The following is an 18629-nucleotide window of genomic DNA, read 5'->3' as shown; positions in this document are numbered from 1 at the left end:
ATGAGCGAACTCACGATTGGCCGGCTAGAAGAGAGGGCGCGAGAACTACGACAGCTGGTTATTCGTCAAGTAGCAGCCGCCGGCAGCGGTCATGTGGCGGGACCGCTGGGGTTTGCTGATGTGATGGCGGTGTTGTATTTTCAGATGCTTAGATTGCGGCCAGAAGAGCCGGATTGGTCTGATCGCGATCTGTTCGTCATGAGTAACGGCCATTATGCGCCACTGCTATACGCAGCGATGGCGATGCGCGGATTTTTATCGGAATCAGAGTTAATGAGTTTGCGGCAGTTGGGCTCGCGGCTACAAGGGCATCCGGAGCGAGTGAAATTACCAGGGCTAGAGACGACCAGTGGGCCGTTAGGCTGCGGTCTCAGCCAGGCTGCTGGCATGGCGTACTATCTGCAGCACTTACAGAGCTCAGATCGCCTTGTATATTGTAGTTTAGGTGACGGTGAACTTAATGAAGGCAATATTTGGGAGGCAGCGATGTTTGCAGCTAAGTATAAATTAGGTCGCCTAATCGCCATCATTGACCGTAATACTATTCAAATTGGCGGCAGTACTGAGCAGGTCATGCCGCTGGATGATTTGGGCGAGAAATGGCGCAGTTTCGGCTGGCAGGTGCAGGAAATTGACGGGCATGACATGGCGCGAATTATCGCGGCAATTGAAGCAGCACAGGCAGTGCGCGAGCAGCCGAGCATTATCATCGCGCATACGATACCCGGGCGCGGCGTTGATTTTATGGAGGGTGATTATCGGTGGCACGGCAAGGCGCCGAATGCTGAGCAGGCCGCCGCAGCGCTGGCACAATTGGGTTTACTGGCTAAGAAACAACCGGAAGAAGGGATGGGCGTATGAGCGCATTGCGGGACGATTGGCGCATGGGGAATACCGCGTCGATGCGGCTCGGTTTTGGCCATGGGTTAGTTCACGCGGCATTGAACAATCCCCAAATTGTGGCCTTAAGCGCTGACCTGGCAGATAGCGTCGGCTTTGGCGAATTTGCTGAGCAAATCGGTGCACCGCGGTTTATTGAGGTTGGTGTGGCAGAGCAAAATTTGGTAACAGTAGCGTCAGGGTTAGCAGCGATGGGTAATATCCCGTTTGCGGCCAGTTATGCGGCGTTCAGTCCAGGGCGTAATTGGGAGCAAATTCGGACGACGATTTGTCTGAATGATCAGCCGGTCAAGCTGGTCGGTTCACATGCCGGGCTGAATGTTGGTGCGGACGGTGCGACGCACCAAATGCTGGAGGACATCGCCCTGATGCGGAGTTTACCAAACATGGTAGTCTTGGCCCCGGGTGATGCCTACGAGGCCGAAATGATGGCAGCAGCGATGGCGGCTGATCCGCGACCAAACTATGTGCGATTGCCGCGAGCTGACATGCCGCTGTTTTTGGATGGCGAAGCGCCGATTGGCCAGGCGTCTGTACTGCGGCAGGGTACCGATGTGGCGTTACTCGGTACTGGCACGATGACGTATCAGCTGCTCATGGCGGCAGAACAATTGGCGTACGCCGGCGTTCGGGCAGAAGTCGTGCATTTTAACACTATCAAGCCGCTGGACGAAGCAGCGGTCGTTGCCGCCGCCCAAAAATGCGGCCGTGTGGTGACAGCAGAAGAAGGGCAAATCACCGGCGGATTTGGCAGTGCGGTGGCGGAAGTACTTAGTGAAAAATTGCCAGTCAAAATAAAGCGCATCGGCGTCCGCGACCAGTTCGGCGAAAGCGGCTCGGTAGCTGAATTATGGCAAAAGCATGGACTAGATGTTGAAGCAGTTGTCCGGCACGTAAAAGATGACCTGTCATTTATTTAGGCTTGCGCAGACGCCAGGGAATTTCTCGAGCGTCCACAGCTATACAGGAAATTGTCACGAGTGTCGCCATCTCCCATGCTGCTGCATAAGTAAAAATACCAAGTTCCCTTATCAGGATTGACCCCATGATGAACCAAAAGATAAGGCCAGCATTTTGACGAAAGCCGTACAAAAATAAATCGTAAAACCCCTTCGCCTCTTTTCATTTTCCGTCACCGCTGCTATAATAACCATAAGTAATATGGAGGATAAAGCGAGGTTATGGGACTGACAATTTCTGACATTCGGCGCAATACCACGCATGCACGCCATTTGATGCAGCGGACACGGGCGCAGCACTTTGCGGTCGGTGCGTTTAATATTGATAATCAAGAAACGCTGATCGCGGTGGCGCGAGCGGCGCAGAAGCTCCAATCACCGGTGCTGGTCGAAGTGTCAGACGCTGAGGTGAAGGCTATGGGGCTGGAGAATGTGCGCGATTTAGTGGATAATTACAAGGCCGAATACGGCATCGAGATGTATTTGAACCTGGATCACGGGCCGACAGTGGAGGGCTGTAAACGGGCGATTGACGCGGGTTATGAGTTTGTACATATCGATATTTCTCAGGCAAATCATGATGCCTCGGACGAGGAGATTATTGCCAAAACCCGTGAGGTTGTCGAGTATGCCAAGTTCACCGGTGCGTTGGTGGAAGCCGAGCCGCATTATTTTTGGGGTTCGTCAAACGTCCACACCGAGGCGATTGACTATGAAGAAATTAAGAAAACTTTCTCTACGCCAGAAGGCGCGCGTGATTTCGTAGAGGCAACGGGAATTGACACCTTTGCGGCGGCAGTTGGTAATTTGCATGGGCTGTATCCGGTGCCGAAAGTGTTGGATTTGGAATTATTAGGACGCATCCGCGAGGCGCTGTACTGTCAGATTTCGCTTCATGGCGGATCAGGCACGCCGCTGCATTATTTTAAGGATGCGGCGAAAATTGGCGTTTCTAAGATTAATATCAATTCCGATATGCGTTACGCTTTCCGCACGACGCTGGAAAAGACCTTGCGTGAAAATCCGAACGAATACGCCATCGTCAAACTGATGCCACCGGTATATGCTGCTGTTCAGGAAGTAGTTGAGGCGAAAATTCAAGCCTTTGGCTCAGCCGGAAAGGCAGTGGTGTAGTGGCAAAAATTATTACTGTTGGTGCTGGTGTGCAAGATGTTTTTTTAAGTCAGTCGGACGCATTGAAACCGGTGTGTGAGAGCCCAGAACGTTGTTTTGCTAAGTTAGAACTTGGCGCCAAGGCAGACGTCAACCAGATCCATTTTTCGACGGGTGGTGGTGCGACGAATGCCGCCGTGACCTTTGCCAGGCAGGGCCACGAAGTGATGTTTTTGGGCGTTGTCGGCCGTGATCCGGCTGGCCAGGCGGTGTTGGATGATCTGGACGCCGAGAATGTTGATACGCGATATGTTCAATTTTCCCAGCAATATAATACGGGCTACTCAGTCTTGCTGTTGGCACCAAACGGCGAACGGACAATCTTGACGTATCGCGGTGCATCGACGCATTATCACGCGGCTGATTTTACCGTAGCGGATATTGAGGCTGATTGGCTATATGTGTCGACGCTGGCAGGTCAGATGACGGTCTTGGATAAGGTGTTCCGTGAGGCGCGAGCAGCTGGTATGAAAATTTGCTTTAATCCAGGTAAGCGAGAGCTAGTACAGCGCGATAAGTTAATGGGACTGCTGGATGATGTGGAGGTATTGGCGCTGAATAAAGAAGAGATGCAACAGTTAGTGCCGGGTGATGATCTGGAACAGCTGGTGCGGCGAGCGAAAGAGCTCGTACCGGTAGTGTTGCTGACAGACGGTGTGAACGGTTCGATGGCGTCTGATGGCGTAACGATTGTCAGAGCGGCGATGTACGAGGACGTGCCAGCAATTGATCGGACTGGTGCAGGTGATGCATTTGCCAGTGGCTTTTTGAGTCAGTGGGCTCATGGCGCCCAGTTGAAGGACGCAGTAGTATTTGCCAGCGCAAATTCAAGCTCGGTCGTCAATCATATCGGTGCTAAGACCGGTATCTTATATCAAGGTGCACGACTACATGCCATGCCACTAAGCGAAAAGGAGTTTTAATGTCAAGAAACTTAACAAAATTATTGGGTGATTCAGTGCAGACACGGATTGCCGTGAGCGAGCTCAGACGAATGGCCGGCGATGATAGCGATGTGAGGTTGATTACTGAGATTTTAGCTCGGGCTCATTCAATTATCCGTGCGCTTGGGCTTGATCCGGCGGACACGACGGGCAGAGAAGTGTATCAGGCGCTAATGGCTGCTGCGCCGCGGATTGATCAGACAGCCTGGGCGAGAGCTAGCGACTGGGTGATGATGGATTTTGACGGACAGATCATCTCATTTCATCCGGTGGATATCGTCGAAAATTATCATCATCAGTTACCCTACGGCCAGCACCGTATCGAATCCGGTAAGCGCGGGCTTGGCTATGAAATTACCCGTCGTTTTTCAGCTCATCCGTGCACGCACACGCCGACTGTTGAGCGCGTTGTCTGCGAGGGCGGGATTTGCTATGTTGCCTCGGCCGTCAGTGAGCCAGTCAAGTCCGCGTCGCCGTTCCAGCTACCGGTAGCTAACGCTAAACCAAAACGCCGCAAGTCAGCTGCCGCGCCTGTAAAATCTAAAAAATCTGCTAGCAAAAAACCTCATAAAAAGTCCCAGCAAAACGCAAATACTCCGAAGAAATCCCAAAAAGTCTGAATTGACACGATAGGTGATCAGCAATAGGTCTTATTTGCTTGTACCAGCTCAATGATCTCGTCAACGCTATCGGTGATAGTATAAATATCCAGGTCTTTTTCGACGATAGCCCCCTCGGCCAGCATATGGTTGCGGAAAAAGGCATCCAAATCGCTCCAAAACGCTGTGTCGAACAAGATCACCGGCGCACGGTTGGCTTTTTCAGTCTGGATCAGCGTCAATATTTCCGCCAGCTCGTCCAACGTACCGAAGCCGCCCGGGAAGTAAATATAGGCATTGGCAAACATAGTCATGACGATCTTCCGCGGCGCAAAGTGCTGAAACTCGAATACCTCGGTGGCATATTTATTGACTTCCTGTTCGTGCGGCAGTCGGATGTTGAAGGCAATCGACTCACCGCCAGCAGCCCGTGCACCCTCCTGGACGGCTTTGTTGGCACCTTCATTAGCAGCGCCCATAATGCCGTGCCCGCCGCCGGAAACGATGGCATAGCCGAGCTTGGCTAGCCGTTCAGCTGTTTCTTTTGCAGCGTGATAATAAGCACTATTTGGATCGGTGCGCGCCGAGCCAAAGATGGTTATTGTTTTCTGATATTTCCGGAGGATCTCGTAGCCGCTCTGAATTTCATCTTCCATCTTGCCGAGGCGGAACATCGCCGCCTGTAGCTGCACATCGCGCGGAATACATGTATGTTGTGGAGTCATTGAAGTGCCCTTTTTGTTTTATAGCTAATAACTGGTTAACTATATCATGAAAAGTTGTTATTTGTCAATAATGCTACAATAGTAACGACATGAGTGCCTTTAATCTCGTCTCCAACTATCGGCCGACCGGCGACCAGCCGACGGCGATTGCTCAGTTGGTGAACGGTTTGGAGCGGGGCGAGCGCGAGCAAACTCTATTGGGCGTGACCGGTTCGGGTAAGACGTTTACTATGGCGAATATCATTGCCCAAGCTAATGTACCGACGTTGATACTGGCGCACAACAAAACTTTGGCGGCGCAGCTATTCTCTGAGTTTAAGGAGTTCTTCCCAGACAATGAAGTCCATTATTTCGTCAGCTATTTTGATTATTATCAGCCAGAGGCTTACATTGCCAGTAGCGATACCTACATTGAGAAAGACTCGAAGATCAATGATGAAATCGATCGGCTGCGGCATGCCGCAACGTCGGCGCTGCTAACGCGGCGCGATGTGATCATTGTGGCCAGCGTGTCCTGTATTTATGGCATCGGTTCGCCAGAGACGTATGCTGACATGGCCATTCAATTGACGGTCGGCGAGCGGCGGGTTCAGGATAAGTTTATTCGCTTACTAACTGACATTCAGTATAAACGTAATGACATTGATTTTGCACGCGGCACTTTCAGGGTGCGCGGCGATGTGGTGGATATTTTCCCGGCTGGGCAGGACACGGCGGTGCGGGTGGAATTTTTTGGCGATGAAGTTGAGAGACTCACGCGAATTGATCCGCTGACGGGCGAGATTTTGGATCAGCCAAAGCAACTGACGATTTTCCCGTCTAGTCACTATTCGACGCCGCGTGAACGAATTGAAAAAGCCATCATTGGCATCGAAAAGGAGTTTGACGAGCGGCTGAAGTGGTTTGAATCACACGATAAGTTACTGGAGGCACAGCGCCTCAGTCAACGCACCAAATATGACCTGGAGATGCTCAAAGAAACTGGTTTTGTCAAAGGCATTGAGAATTATTCGCGCTATTTGACTGACCGCGAGCCGGGCGAGCAACCAGCGACCTTGATTGATTATTTTCCGGACGATTGGCTGCTGCTGGTCGATGAGTCACATATGACCTTGCCCCAAGTCCGCGGTATGTATAACGGCGATCGGGCGCGTAAGGAAGTGTTGGTGGAGCACGGGTTTCGTCTGCCGAGTGCGTTAGATAACCGTCCGCTGAGGTTTGATGAGTTTGATCAGCATATTCATCAGGCGATTTATGTGTCGGCTACGCCGGGCGACTATGAAATTGCTCATTCGCCAAAGCCGGCTGAGCAGTTGATTCGGCCGACCGGGTTGCTTGATCCGCCAATTGAGGTGCGGCCGACTGAGGGGCAGGTTGATGATTTGATGGAGGAGATTCGCCAGACTATCGCCAAGGGCCATCGCGTATTGGTGACCACCTTGACCAAGCGCATGGCCGAGGACTTAAGCGCTTATTTGACCGACAATGGCGTGAAAACGGCGTATCTACACAGTGAGATTGACACACTGGAACGCGGCGATATCTTGAAAGATCTGCGACTGGGGACGTACGATGTCTTGGTTGGTATCAATCTGCTGCGCGAGGGGTTGGATCTGCCAGAAGTCAGCCTGGTGGCGATTATGGACGCCGATAAAGAAGGTTTCTTGCGTAGTGAACAGGCACTGATTCAGACGATTGGCCGGGCGGCGCGGCACGTGGACGGGCGGGTGCTGATGTATGGCGATAACGTAACTGACAGCATGCGCCGAGCGATTGATGAGACCAATCGTCGGCGGCACATTCAGCAGCAATATAACGAAGCGCACGGCATCACGCCGCAAACCATCCAGAAGAAGATTGACGATGGCCTGCGCTCCATCATCCCGCAAAAAGAATCGGACAAAAAGCCGAAGCTTGATTTGAAGAAGATTCCAAAGGACGAATATCCAACGCTGGTCAAGGAGCTGACTGGTCAAATGGAACTCCATAGTGCTAATCTGGAGTTTGAAAAAGCCGCTCAGCTGCGCGATTTGATTGCAGAAATTCGCCAGACCATGTAGAATGAGGTTAGCATAAGCGGAGGTAATAATTATGACACAAAAGAAAACAGCATCAACACCAGAGATGGTGCAGCCGGTACAGGACACGGGCGCTCCACCAGTTCCACAATATGCTCCACAACCGACAGCGTACTATCCCCAGGCTGCTACCGATCCGGATCGCGGTAAGGCAAAATGGCTGACATTTGAGTATTTACTAGCAATGGTATCGACGGTCGTATCGGCGGTATTGTTTGCGCAAGTACTGGGGTCGTTGTTTACTGCTTGGGCAAAGGTTAATGGTGCAACGACAACGACGATAACTTCGATTGGCGGTTGGCTGGCCGATATATTATCGATAAACATGGTAACGCCGGGAACGGGTATAGTGATGGCGGGTGTATTGGCAACACTGTTTGCAATCGTTGCGCTCATCACATTTGGTCGCGTCTCACGGGCTATTCCAGATCGTGACAGCTACACCAGTAGTACGGCGTATAAAGTAGTAACATATGGTGCATTTGGTGCTTTGGTAATTCCAGCAATTGTACTGACGGCAAAGTTAGTAACAGTCCTCATCAGCTCGCTACTATTTGTCGGCGCTGGTGACGCTGGTACAGTGTATGGCGCGCTGTATCTCGGTGAGTTTGTACCATATCTCCTAGGGCTAGGAGTAATCGGTGCGACGCTGTGGATGCTTAAGGGGATTATCTCTGGCCGCAACACATCTAAGACGATGTCTCTGATCCTGTTGGGCGCAACAGGGGTGGTGCTGATTGCTGGAGCTATCACGGTAGCCGTTCAGGTGCACGATACTGGGTCCACATACACTAAAACCAATGTACAGCGCAATGTTCGTTCGACGATGTGCGATAAATACGGAGTCGGATGTGACTAATAAGACATCTGGGTGGGATAAGGACGGTGGGTTTGTGTTGCCGACCGTCCTTGTGGCGAGCATTATGCTGCTGCTGATCTTGCTAGCTGGTCTCCAGCTGGCGTCGGCAGCAGCTAATGCCTTGATGGAGCAGTATTATAATCAGCTGGCGCGTGAAGCGGCTGAGGCCGGCGTGGTGCGGATGAATGAATGTATCAGTCGTGGTCATGACAGCGCCATTGCCTCGGGCGTGCGTCCAGGTACCGATTGCCGCGGCAATGGTACGGCGATTGACGTATTTCGTAATGACAAATTACGTTCGTATTTTATTGGTGAATACACCTCAACAACTAACCCGCGGCGTGCTGATGTCAAGGGTTACCTTGAGTTGATTCGAAAATCTGATGGCCGCCCGTATAAAACCTATATTTACAATTCACGCCAGCAAGCTATCCCGGAAGTTGATTTTAAGGGAACGCGCGCCAGTAAGCGCTGGTGGTGTATCGGCGGGTCAGTCTGTCTCGATTTCGGTGTGGGCGGGTCAAATAAACCGACTCCACACCCTCATCCAACACACTCAAGTGGCCCATCCCATGAGGGTCTAACGACGATTTCCGATCGTAATGGTAATTTGAAATTCTACTCTGACGGACTTCGTATCTGGAACTCGGCACGGAATATTATGCAGGTTGATAGCTCGGCTCCCGATGGCAATCCAACATGTGACGATGGTCAAACAGCATACTATAGTGAATCACCACAGGGATTATGCGGTTCGCGTACTGGTACGCAGGCGGTGGTTGCTTTCCCGATCAATAAGGAAGAGTCTAAATATCTCGTAGTATCAAACTCGGCAAATGGTCGTGAGCGGGCAAAATTCGGCACGCTATACTACCACGTCGTTGATTTTACCAATGATCCACTCGGACGAGTGACGAAAAAGAACATGTCTATTGGCATGGCGGGCAGTTTTTCGCGCAACTATTCTGGCGAGGCGATGAATGCCGTGCCGAATAATGCGGGAAATGGTGCGGTGGTGTATACCTATCGGCCGGGTTCACCGAATCAAGTCTATGCCTTCAATATTTTCTCGACTGACAACGGAGCAACTATTCAGACGCCAAATGCAGCAGTGTATAATGTACCGTCTGGCCCGGCTCAGCCGTGTATCGTGCAACCAAATCCATCAAGCCCTTCACGAACGGGATTCGGCTCGATTAACTTTAACAACGAGGCTACCAAAATGTTAGTGTTTATGGGTGGTAGTGCCTGTCCAAATCGTAATGGTAACGCTGGAGTATTACACGTATTTGATATATCTGGGGCTGATACCAATATGACACCAATAGCTCACTGGTCAGTTGGCGTGCATAACAACAACCCACTTGACAGTAGCTTAGGATATGCTGCTGATTTCTCGCCAAATGGTGACCACGTCTACGTCTCGAAGTTGTATATTGGTGAATTATTCCGCTATGATATAACAAGTCGTAATAGTAGCACTATTAAAGCGAGCGAGCGATTCATCGGCTTCACTAGCTGTGAGCATTTCAGGGACTGTGCGGTTGCCGACTCTCTACCAAACTCGTCAGTGCCGAATCAACCTAGCTGGATGGGTCCTGGCTTTGGTGGCGATGGCGGCGGACAAGTTTTACGTGGCCCGGATGGTCGAGTATATGTGGCAGATCGTGGTGCCAACAAGATTAGTTATATTGAACGACCAGACGCACCAAATGCGGCAACCGATGCAGCAACGGCGGCAGCTATCGGCTGGAACCGCGGTGGGTTATCGCTTGGTTCTGGGATCAGTAGATATGGCCTACCACAGATGGTGACGCTCCATTCGCCGCGACTGCTAAGTTATTAGATTTTCCTCGAGACAGTGCTATAATAAACTGCATGACAACTATTTCTACCAGTGACATTCAGCACCTGGCGAGTTTGAGTAGTCTGGCATTAGCCGATGATGAAGTTGATGGACTGCGCCAGGATTTGGAAAACATAATTAGCTACATTGAGCAGCTGAGTAAGCTTGACACAGCTGGCGTAGAGCCGACCTATCAAGTAACGGGGCTGGCGAATGTCTGGCGCGAAGATGAGGTCCAGTCAGGGATTTCTCGAGACGAGTTGCTTGAGCTGGCGCCTGAAAAGCAGAACAATCAAGTGAAAGTGCCGCAGGTGCTGTGATGAGCCAGATTAGTGATTTTGCCGGAAAAAGTGCGGTCGAAAATGTTAAAGAAACACTGCGGCGGGCGCGCGACATTGAAGAATACCATGCACTACTCAGTTTAGCGGAAGAGCGGGCGCTGGAGCGTGCCGAACTGGTGGATAAGGGTGAGATTTCTGGCCGGCTGGCTGGTGTGCCGTTTGTGGTGAAAGACAATTTCTTGGCCTTTGGAGCGCCGACGACTGCTGCCTCGAAGATGCTCGAGAATTTTAACGCACCATTGCAGGCCACGGCCGTTGAAAAACTAGAGGCTGAAGGCGCAATTTGCATCGGCAAGGCGAACTTGGATGCCTTTGCTCACGGCGGTTCGACGGAAAATTCAGCCTTTGGTCCGACCAAAAACGCTACGGATAAAACTCGGGTAGCCGGCGGTTCGTCAGGCGGCTCGGCGGTGGTGACGGCGCTTGATGTGGTGCCGTTTGCGTTGGGTACCGACACTGGCGGGTCAATTCGCCAGCCAGCCAGTTTTAACGGTGTGGTCGGTGTCAAGCCAACCTACGGCGCAGTCAGCCGTTACGGTGTGGTAGCCATGGCCTCGAGTACGGACACCATTGGTTGTTTCGCCACGAACGCTGATGACGCTAATGTGGTGATGGAAATTATGGCGGGCCGCGACGACAAGGATACGACGACGCTGCCTGACTTTTGGCGGAACCAGCCAGGCTTTAGAAAGAAAAAGATTGGCTTGGTTAAGCAATGTATGACTGACGATGTGGACGCGGCAGTTCGCCAGAAAACTCTTGATTATGCTGAAAAATTAAAACAGCTGGGCTATGAAATTGAAGAAGTAGGTCTGAGTATGATGCAATATTCGCTGGCGATGTACTATATTATTGTGCCGGCAGAGTTGTCGTCAAATCTAGCGCGCTATGATGGCGTGCGTTATGGTCACCGAGCGGCCGAGGTAAAAACGCTGGCGGAATTGTACGGCCGCAGCCGTAACGAAGGTTTTATGACGGAGAATAAGCGGCGGATTATGATCGGTAGCTTCGTGTTGTCGAGCGGCTTTTTTGACGCTTATTATATGCAGGCGCAAAAAGCGCGCACGCTGCTCATCAACGAGTTCAAGGAATTGTTTACTGAGTACGATGCGCTGCTGACGCCGACGGCACCAACGCCGGCATTCAAGCTTGGCGAGAACACTAGTGATCCGATCAAGATGTATCTGTCTGATATCATGACCGTGCCGGCCAGTCTGGCCGGACTGCCAGCAATTTCTGTGCCAGCTGGAAATAATGACGAAGGATTACCGATCGGCGTGCAGCTAGTTGGTAATTACCGTTCGGACGGAAGCCTGCTGAAACTGGCGGCGGAAGTGGGGGTCATCTGATGGATGGATTGTTGATCGCGCTAGTGGTAGCGGCGCTGGTGATTGGTGGCCTATTGATGCTGTTTATTCAGTTGACGTCGAAGCGAACAGAGAAGCTCGACCGGGAACTATACCGAAGAGTCTGGCAGGCGGTGCAGCGTGTGGCTGATACAAACAACCCCGACAGTCTGCAAATGGCGATTATCAAAGCTGACAAGCTGCTCGACCGGGCGATGCGCGAATATGGCGTTAGCGGCACGACGATGGGTGAACGACTCAAGGCGCGGCGTGGTCTGTGGACACATGAGGACGCGATTTGGTCGGCACATAAACTGCGTAATCAAATTGCCCACGAAAGTCGAGTCACCATCACCACCCAGACATTCAAGCGGGCAATGGCCGCATTTGAGCAAGCATTAAAAGATTTGGGAGCGTTATGATGAGTGTATATGATGAATATGAAATGACCATTGGTATCGAGTGCCACGTCCAGCTGGCGACCAAAACTAAGCTGTTTAGCCCGGCTGATAACGACGCTCGCGACGCTGAGCCGAACGAAAAAACGCACGAGATTGACTTTGGCCTGCCAGGAATGCTGCCGGTGCTGAATAAACACGCTGTCGAGCTGGCGGTGCGTGCTGGCAAGGCGTTGAATGCGCCGATTGCCCGCGTTAGCCGGTTTGATCGCAAGCATTATTTCTACCCTGACCTGCCAAAGGGCTATCAAACCTCGCAGATGTACCAGCCGATCATCTTGGCTGGCTATGTTGACGCGCCACTAGAAGACGGTTCGCTCAAACGAGTGCGAATTCATCACGCGCACATGGAAGAGGATGCTGGCAAATTGACGCACCACGACGGGTACTCGTTGGTCGACCTCAACCGCGCTGGTACGCCGCTGATTGAAATCGTTTCTGAACCGGATATTCATTCTGCCGAGGAGGCCAAAGCGTACGCTTCGGAGTTGCACAAATTGATGGTCTACGCAGGTGTGACGCACGGTGATTTGTATCACGGCAATATGCGGTTTGATGTCAATATTTCGGTGGCCAAGAAAGGAGCGACCGAACTCGGCAAGCGCGCCGAAGTCAAAAACCTCAACTCTTTCCGTAGCGTGGAGCGTGCCGCTGAGTACGAGTTCAAGCGCCAAGTTGACCTATTGGAGCGTGGTGAACAGGTAGCTCAGGAAACCCGCGGCTGGAGTGATGACAAGCAAGTCACCACTCCACAGCGCTCGAAAGAGGACGCGCAGGATTACCGCTACATGCCTGATCCGGACATTCCGCCGATTGTGTTGACTGACGAGGAAATCGCTAGTATGCAGGAACATATGCCACTGATGCCGGGCGAGTGCCGAGAGCGTTGGGCTGATCTGGGGTTGGATCATTCGGTGATTACGACGATACTCGGCCATCAGCCGCTCGCGATATTGCTTGATGCTATCAAGACGCTGACGGTACATAACGAGCAGGCTGTCCTTGATGAGCTAGGAGTTGACAAGATAAAATATCAGCGGCTGGTCAAGCGGATCTTTAACTGGTTTGCCTCGACGCCGGAGGATCTAATTGATATGGATCTCATCAATGAGGGTCATGTTGGGCCGCGTCGGTTGACGGAGTTATCACTGCTTGTTGAGGATGACGAGGTCAGTTCAACTGGTGGCAAAGAGATTTTCCTTAGTCTATTCGACCGACAATATCTCAAACAGGGGCCGCGTGAGATTGCTCAAATCAAGAACTTGCTGCAGGTGTCTGACGAGGGGTGATCGCAGCCATCGTTGACGAAGTATTGAATGACCCAGCCTCGGTGGCATCCATCGCTGATATTCGCTCGGGCAAAGACAAAGCCATCGGCTATCTCGTCGGTCAAGTCATGAAGCGTTCTAAGGGTCAGGCCAATCCAAGCTTGGCACAAAAACTAATTCGGGAGCGGCTATAGCATGAAAACATTCACACGTATTCAACCAACCACCACGCAAACAGTCGGCGAGGCGTTCAAGTGTTCGGCCGTCATCAAGCGGTATCAAACAGAGGATGGTGAGCAGCATGAGTTTACAACCTTCTTTTCTGAGGAGTTAGTGTCAGTGTTGGTGGTGGCAGTGACGACGGATAACAAGATCGCTATGACCTATCAGTTTCGAGCTGGCCCAGAGAGGTGGCTCTATGATTTTCCCGGTGGTGACGGGGAGCCGGGCGAATCAGTAGAAACAGTGGCGCGGCGTGAGCTAGTGGAAGAGACTGGTTGTACACCGGGGCACTTTGAATATATTGGTGAATGTTATGAGGGCCCGTACATTAACATCAAGATTGCAGTGTACTTGGCGACTGATTGCGTGTACAATGAGGATACAATTCACCTTGATGAAGCTGAAAGTAGCCAGGGCGCTGAACTACGGTTTGTTTCAGCGGCAGAGTTGTTTGCTATCGCTCGGCGGGTAATTTATGTGTGACAGGGCCATTCGCGCTTTTGTTTGATTATTTAGATAACCTACGACAGGAGGAACTATCATGAAAAAACCAACCAAGGCTATCATCGCTGCCGCCGGCTTCGGTACGCGGTTCTTGCCGCAGACCAAGGCCATGCCAAAAGAAATGATGCCGCTGATCGACAAGCCGATTATCCAATACGTCGTCGAGGAATTAGTCGAGGCCGGCATCAAAGATATCATTATCATCGGTAGCGCCAACAAACGAGCAATTGAGGATCATTTTGACAGGCCGAACGAGGAGCTGCTAGTCAATCTGCGGGCGGGCGGCGCCAAGAAGCAGCCACTGATTGACATCGTGAATAATTTGTCAGAAATGGCTAACTTTGTCTATATCCGCCAGAAAGGCCCGTACGGCAATGCCACGCCGTTGACCTGCGCCGCACATTTGATCAATGGTGATGAGCCGGTTATTTATACGTTTGCGGATGACTTTATCGCTGCTAGCCCTAGCCGATTTCGCCAGATGATCACTGCGGCGCAAAAATTAGACGGCGCGGTGCTATCGTGCAAGAAGATTATTGATGATGCTGAATTTGATCGCTACGGCGTGGTTAACGGTGAGCAGGTTGCTGACGGTGTGATCAAGATGACGAACATTGTTGAAAAACCAGGCAAAGCTAATGCCCCATCCGATCTCGCGAGTGTCAGTAGCTATCTGCTGCCGGGCGAGTTCTTTACCTATCTCGATAAGGCCAAACATGCGTTTGATGGTCACGGCGAATTTACAGTGCAGCCGATTATGCAGAGTATGATTGATGACGGCCATAGTTTTTATGGCGTGGAAATTACCAATGGCATGTACTATGACACTGGCGACAAGCTAGAGTATCTCAAGACAGTGATCGATTTTGGCATGCGTGATCCGAAGCTTGGTGCGAGCCTTCGTGAATATCTAGTCAAGCGGCTTGAGGAAAATGGCGCCAACTAAATCGTCAAGAGAAAGTGGCCATGAGGACAAGAAGGCCGCCGACCCACGTCCCTCGGTAGCCCGCCGAGCCATTCATCGCATCAAGCGTGACAATGAAAACGGCGCTCGGCAAGCAATGATTGAAGACTTGTTTTTTGATTTTCATCGATCGCGGCGGCAAATCTATTGGATAAACTTTTGGCGCGGCTTTTTCTTTGGCATGGGTAGCCTCGTGGGTGTGACGGTGTTGATCATGGTGTCGGCTTGGCTGCTGGGCGGTTTGCCGACGTCTTTCCAGCGCTGGCGGATTTTCTCAATCAGTTGATTGATACCATGCAGCGCCGGCGCTAACATGCTATACTTGGTGGAGAAAGAGGAGGTGGCGCCCAAGGAGGCGTGATAGATAATGGCTACCAAACATACGACAGCTTCAGTCCAAGCCGCGGCCGCGTTGCAGCCGTCTGATTACGTACACCTACACAATCACACCCACCATTCGCTTCTGGATGGGCTGACTAAAATTCCTGACATGGTGGCGCGGGTGAAGGAGCTGGGTATGGAGGCCTGTGCCATTACTGACCACGGCACGATGTCGGGCGCGATTGAGTTTTATAAAGCAGCCAAGAATGTTGGTATCAAGCCAATCATCGGTATCGAAACCTATGTGGCAGCCCGCACTCGTCATGACCGCGACCCAGCTAAGGACAAGGCACGCTATCACCTGACGCTACTGGCCATGAATCACAAGGGCTATCAAAATCTGATGCAGCTCAGCACCATCGCTAACCTCGAAGGTGTCTATTACAAGCCGCGCATTGACCACGAGCTACTGGAGCAATACAACGAAGGCATCATCTGTATGTCTGGTTGTATCGGTGGTGAGCTGGGTGAGAATTTGCGCAATGATGATTATGAAAAGGCCAAGGAAATCGCTGGCTGGTACAAGTCGGTGTTTGGTGATCGCTACTACATGGAGCTACAAGATCACGGTCATCCCGAGGCGCGCAGTCACTGGCCGGAGCAGAAAAAAGTCAATGATTACATCGAGCGCATCAGCGAGGAACTAGACATTCCTGTGTGGTGACCAGCGACGGCCATTACCTCAATCACGAAGACCAAGAGGCACATGAGATTCTGCTATGCGTTGGTACCGGCGCATATTTGAGTGATGAAAAGCGGATGAGCTTGAAGGACTTTGAGCTGCATTTGACCACACCAGAAGACATCATTTCGCGGTGGCAAACCACCAATCCGCAGGCAATTGCCAATACCAAAGCCATCGCCGATCGGTGCGACGTAGAAATTAAACTTGGTGATATTCTCATCCCGAAATTCCCAACGCCAAACGGTGAGTCCGAGAAAGAATATCTGGATCACCTAGTGTATAGCGGTATGGCAGCACGGTATGCTGGTATGAAGCTGGAGGATGCAAAGAAGCTGCCAAATGATCAGCTGCGAGCCAAGTTATCAGAGGCGCAGCTAGAGCGACTAGATATGGAATTCGGCGTGCTCGACAACATGGGCTATAACGGCTACTTTTTGATCGTCCAGGACTTTATCAACTGGGGCAAATCTCAAGGAATTATTTTTGGCCCGGGCGTGGCTCAGCAGCTGGCTCTATCATCGCCTATGCTCTAAACATCACCGACCTTGATCCGCTGCATTATGACCTGCTGTTTGAGCGCTTCCTTAACCCGGATCGTATTTCCATGCCCGACATCGATATCGACATTCAAGACACCCGCCGCGGTGAGGTGATTGAATATTGTGCCAAGAAATATGGCCCAGAACGAGTGGCTAACATCTGTACCTTTGGTACCATGGCGGCGCGTGCTTCGGTGCGTGACGTGGCGCGGGTGCTGCAGGTACCATATGGCGAGTCGGACCGGCTGGCCAAGCTCATTCCACCGCCCGTTCAGGGCCGGCATGTGCCTATCAAAAAGTCGCTCGAGGAAGATCCTGACCTTAAAAAGAATACGAAACCAACCCGACTGCCAAAACGGTTTATGACTTTGCGTCGCAGCTGGAAGGACGATTCGTTCGCACGGTGTGCATGCCGCCGGCGTGGTGATTGCGCCGGATGATTTGGTGAAATACGTGCCGCTCGAGATGGCGCAAAAGGCGTGGTGGCAACGCAGTATCCGATGGGCCCGGTGGAAGAGCTTGGGCTGCTGAAGATGGACTTTTGGTCTGTCTAACTTGTCCATCATCAACAACGCCCTGCGTATTATTCGTAAAGTCTACAAAACGGATATTGATTTATCAACACTGCCGCTGGATGATGAAGAAACCTACAAATTATTCCAGCGCGGCGACACCACTGGCGTGTTCCAGTTGGAATCGGCTGGCATGAAGCGGTACCTGCGCGATCTCAAGCCGAGTGTCTTTGAAGACATCATCGCCATGGTGGCGTTGTACGCCCGGGCCGATGCAGTTTATCGACTCATTCATCAAGCGCAAGCACGGCGAAGAAGAAATCACCTACTTGCACCCCGGTATGGAAAACTCGCTGAAGAATACGTACGGCATCTTGGTCTATCAGGAGCAGTTTATGCAGATTTCCAAAGAGTGGTGTGGCTTTACCGGTGGCCAAGCCGACACCCTGCGTAAGGCAGTCGGTAAAAGAAAATGACCTGATGAAAAGGTCAAGCCAGAGTTTGTCGAAGGCGCGGTCAAGGTTGGTGGTGCGACTAAGGAAATCGCTGAGCAGTTTTGGGATGCATTGGAAGAATTTGCTAACTACTGTTTCAATAAGAGTCACGCGGCGTGTTATGGCTTGATCGCCTATTGGACGGCGTATCTCAAGGCGCATTACCCTGACGCTTTCATGGCGGCGTGATGACCAGTGATCAGGACGACACCGAGCGCCTGGCCATCGAGATGACCGAGTGTAAGCACATGGCATTGAAGTGCTTAACCCGGATGTTAATGAGTCATTTGTCGAGTTCGCGGTGGTGCCTGGTGAAAAGAAGATTCGTTTTGGTATGGCAGCGGTCAAGGGCGTCGGTGTCGGCGCGGTGGAAGAAATTATTCGTGCTCGCGAGGCTGATGGCCCGTTCAAGTCGGTCGAAGATTTTGCCAAGCGAGTGTCGACCAGCAAGTTTAACCGCAAGGCTTGGAGTCGCTGATCAAAACTGGTGCTTTGATAGCTTTGGTGATCGGTCTGATTTATTATTTAATCTTGATACCATTGTCGCCTTTGCTCAAAAGACTCAGAAAGAGGCCGCGTCGGGGCAGACTGACCTGTTTGGTATGCTTGGTGATGAGTCGGCTGATGTTCAGCCAACGATGCAGCTACAGCCGGCGCCGGCCAAACACACCAACAAAGAGCGGCTGATGTGGGAGCGCGAGCTGATGGGCTGTATATTTCGGCGCACCCGCTCGATGCGTATGAAACATACCTCAGTGAGCAGGCCCAGCCACTAACGCAGCTGGTGCCAGAATACGACGGTCGCCTGATGACGATCGGCGTATTATCACGA

22 protein-coding genes and 1 pseudogene are annotated in these 18629 nt (G+C 51.7%); 22 read left to right on the top strand and 1 reads right to left on the bottom strand.

Translation table 11 applies throughout. From position 1 onward, the window contains the following. The 5 genes from GWK76_03225 (at position 1) to GWK76_03205 (ending at position 4596) form a co-directional block, all read left to right on the top strand. Positions 1 to 861, top strand: a complete 861-nt coding sequence (locus GWK76_03225) for a transketolase (protein ID QHU92306.1) — start codon at positions 1 to 3, stop codon at positions 859 to 861. Then, a complete protein-coding gene (locus GWK76_03220; GenBank protein QHU92305.1) occupies positions 858 to 1820 on the top strand; it encodes a transketolase family protein in 963 nt (320 codons plus the stop codon). Before GWK76_03225 ends, GWK76_03220 begins: the two co-directional genes overlap by 4 nt. A 261-nt stretch (positions 1821 to 2081) precedes the next feature. Next, positions 2082 to 2993 carry a class II fructose-bisphosphate aldolase gene (locus GWK76_03215; GenBank protein ID QHU92304.1) on the top strand — a complete coding sequence of 304 codons (912 nt, stop codon included), beginning with the start codon at positions 2082 to 2084 and terminating at the stop codon, positions 2991 to 2993. After that, positions 2993 to 3955, top strand: coding sequence for a hypothetical protein (locus GWK76_03210; GenBank protein QHU92303.1), 963 nt, complete (start codon positions 2993 to 2995; stop codon positions 3953 to 3955). The genes GWK76_03215 and GWK76_03210 overlap by 1 nt, the downstream gene beginning before the upstream one ends. After that, complete coding sequence (locus tag GWK76_03205; GenBank protein ID QHU92302.1) at positions 3955 to 4596, top strand: hypothetical protein; 642 nt, start codon at positions 3955 to 3957, stop codon at positions 4594 to 4596. The genes GWK76_03210 and GWK76_03205 overlap by 1 nt, the downstream gene beginning before the upstream one ends. Positions 4597 to 4613: 17 nt before the next feature. Here the strand turns inward: GWK76_03205 and GWK76_03200 are convergent, their stop codons facing one another. Further along, positions 4614 to 5300 (bottom strand): TIGR00730 family Rossman fold protein, encoded by a 687-nt coding sequence (locus GWK76_03200; GenBank protein ID QHU92301.1) that lies wholly within the window; start codon positions 5298 to 5300, stop codon positions 4614 to 4616. An 89-nt stretch (positions 5301 to 5389) separates the two neighbouring features. Between GWK76_03200 and uvrB the strand changes: the two genes are divergently transcribed. The 17 genes and pseudogenes from uvrB to GWK76_03115 all read left to right on the top strand — a co-directional run bounded on the left by uvrB (position 5390) and on the right by GWK76_03115 (position 18573). Further along, entirely contained in the window at positions 5390 to 7360 is a 1971-nt protein-coding gene (uvrB, locus tag GWK76_03195; GenBank protein ID QHU92300.1) for an excinuclease ABC subunit UvrB, read from the top strand. 31 nt (positions 7361 to 7391) lie between these two features. After that, a complete protein-coding gene (locus GWK76_03190) occupies positions 7392 to 8237 on the top strand; it encodes a hypothetical protein (protein ID QHU92299.1) in 846 nt (281 codons plus the stop codon). Then, positions 8230 to 10083 (top strand): hypothetical protein, encoded by a 1854-nt coding sequence (locus tag GWK76_03185; GenBank protein ID QHU92298.1) that lies wholly within the window; start codon positions 8230 to 8232, stop codon positions 10081 to 10083. The genes GWK76_03190 and GWK76_03185 overlap by 8 nt, the downstream gene beginning before the upstream one ends. 32 nt (positions 10084 to 10115) lie before the next feature. After that, positions 10116 to 10403: an Asp-tRNA(Asn)/Glu-tRNA(Gln) amidotransferase subunit GatC gene (gatC, locus tag GWK76_03180; protein ID QHU92297.1), complete on the top strand. Its 288-nt coding sequence runs from the start codon at positions 10116 to 10118 to the stop codon at positions 10401 to 10403. Continuing rightward, positions 10403 to 11773: an Asp-tRNA(Asn)/Glu-tRNA(Gln) amidotransferase subunit GatA gene (gene gatA, locus GWK76_03175; protein ID QHU92296.1), complete on the top strand. Its 1371-nt coding sequence runs from the start codon at positions 10403 to 10405 to the stop codon at positions 11771 to 11773. Before gatC ends, gatA begins: the two co-directional genes overlap by 1 nt. Next, positions 11773 to 12192 (top strand): hypothetical protein, encoded by a 420-nt coding sequence (locus GWK76_03170; protein ID QHU92295.1) that lies wholly within the window; start codon positions 11773 to 11775, stop codon positions 12190 to 12192. The genes gatA and GWK76_03170 overlap by 1 nt, the downstream gene beginning before the upstream one ends. After that, positions 12189 to 13690 (top strand): annotated as a pseudogene (gatB, locus tag GWK76_03165) (Asp-tRNA(Asn)/Glu-tRNA(Gln) amidotransferase subunit GatB). Before GWK76_03170 ends, gatB begins: the two are co-directional and overlap by 4 nt. Position 13691: 1 nt before the next feature. Further along, positions 13692 to 14201, top strand: coding sequence for an NUDIX domain-containing protein (locus tag GWK76_03160; GenBank protein ID QHU92294.1), 510 nt, complete (start codon positions 13692 to 13694; stop codon positions 14199 to 14201). A 58-nt stretch (positions 14202 to 14259) separates the two neighbouring features. Beyond that, positions 14260 to 15168: an NTP transferase domain-containing protein gene (locus tag GWK76_03155; GenBank protein QHU92293.1), complete on the top strand. Its 909-nt coding sequence runs from the start codon at positions 14260 to 14262 to the stop codon at positions 15166 to 15168. After that, positions 15155 to 15472: a hypothetical protein gene (locus GWK76_03150; GenBank protein QHU92292.1), complete on the top strand. Its 318-nt coding sequence runs from the start codon at positions 15155 to 15157 to the stop codon at positions 15470 to 15472. The genes GWK76_03155 and GWK76_03150 overlap by 14 nt, the downstream gene beginning before the upstream one ends. 81 nt (positions 15473 to 15553) lie before the next feature. Continuing rightward, a complete protein-coding gene (locus tag GWK76_03145) occupies positions 15554 to 16231 on the top strand; it encodes a PHP domain-containing protein (protein ID QHU92291.1) in 678 nt (225 codons plus the stop codon). Beyond that, positions 16225 to 16785 carry a hypothetical protein gene (locus GWK76_03140; protein QHU92290.1) on the top strand — a complete coding sequence of 187 codons (561 nt, stop codon included), beginning with the start codon at positions 16225 to 16227 and terminating at the stop codon, positions 16783 to 16785. The genes GWK76_03145 and GWK76_03140 overlap by 7 nt, the downstream gene beginning before the upstream one ends. Next, positions 16710 to 17231, top strand: a complete 522-nt coding sequence (locus GWK76_03135; protein QHU92568.1) for a hypothetical protein — start codon at positions 16710 to 16712, stop codon at positions 17229 to 17231. Before GWK76_03140 ends, GWK76_03135 begins: the two co-directional genes overlap by 76 nt. After that, positions 17212 to 17322, top strand: coding sequence for a hypothetical protein (locus GWK76_03130; GenBank protein QHU92289.1), 111 nt, complete (start codon positions 17212 to 17214; stop codon positions 17320 to 17322). Before GWK76_03135 ends, GWK76_03130 begins: the two co-directional genes overlap by 20 nt. 24 nt (positions 17323 to 17346) lie before the next feature. Then, positions 17347 to 17757: a hypothetical protein gene (locus GWK76_03125; protein QHU92288.1), complete on the top strand. Its 411-nt coding sequence runs from the start codon at positions 17347 to 17349 to the stop codon at positions 17755 to 17757. 299 nt (positions 17758 to 18056) lie between these two features. After that, complete coding sequence (locus GWK76_03120) at positions 18057 to 18275, top strand: hypothetical protein (GenBank protein QHU92287.1); 219 nt, start codon at positions 18057 to 18059, stop codon at positions 18273 to 18275. Continuing rightward, positions 18196 to 18573, top strand: coding sequence for a hypothetical protein (locus GWK76_03115; GenBank protein ID QHU92286.1), 378 nt, complete (start codon positions 18196 to 18198; stop codon positions 18571 to 18573). The genes GWK76_03120 and GWK76_03115 overlap by 80 nt, the downstream gene beginning before the upstream one ends. The last annotated feature ends 56 nt before the right edge of the window (positions 18574 to 18629 follow it).

The organism is Candidatus Saccharibacteria bacterium oral taxon 488 (assembly GCA_010202465.1).
In the GTDB taxonomy this organism is placed as follows: Bacteria; Patescibacteriota; Saccharimonadia; order Saccharimonadales; family Saccharimonadaceae; genus Nanosynbacter.
This window is presented reverse-complemented; position numbering and strand designations above follow the sequence as displayed.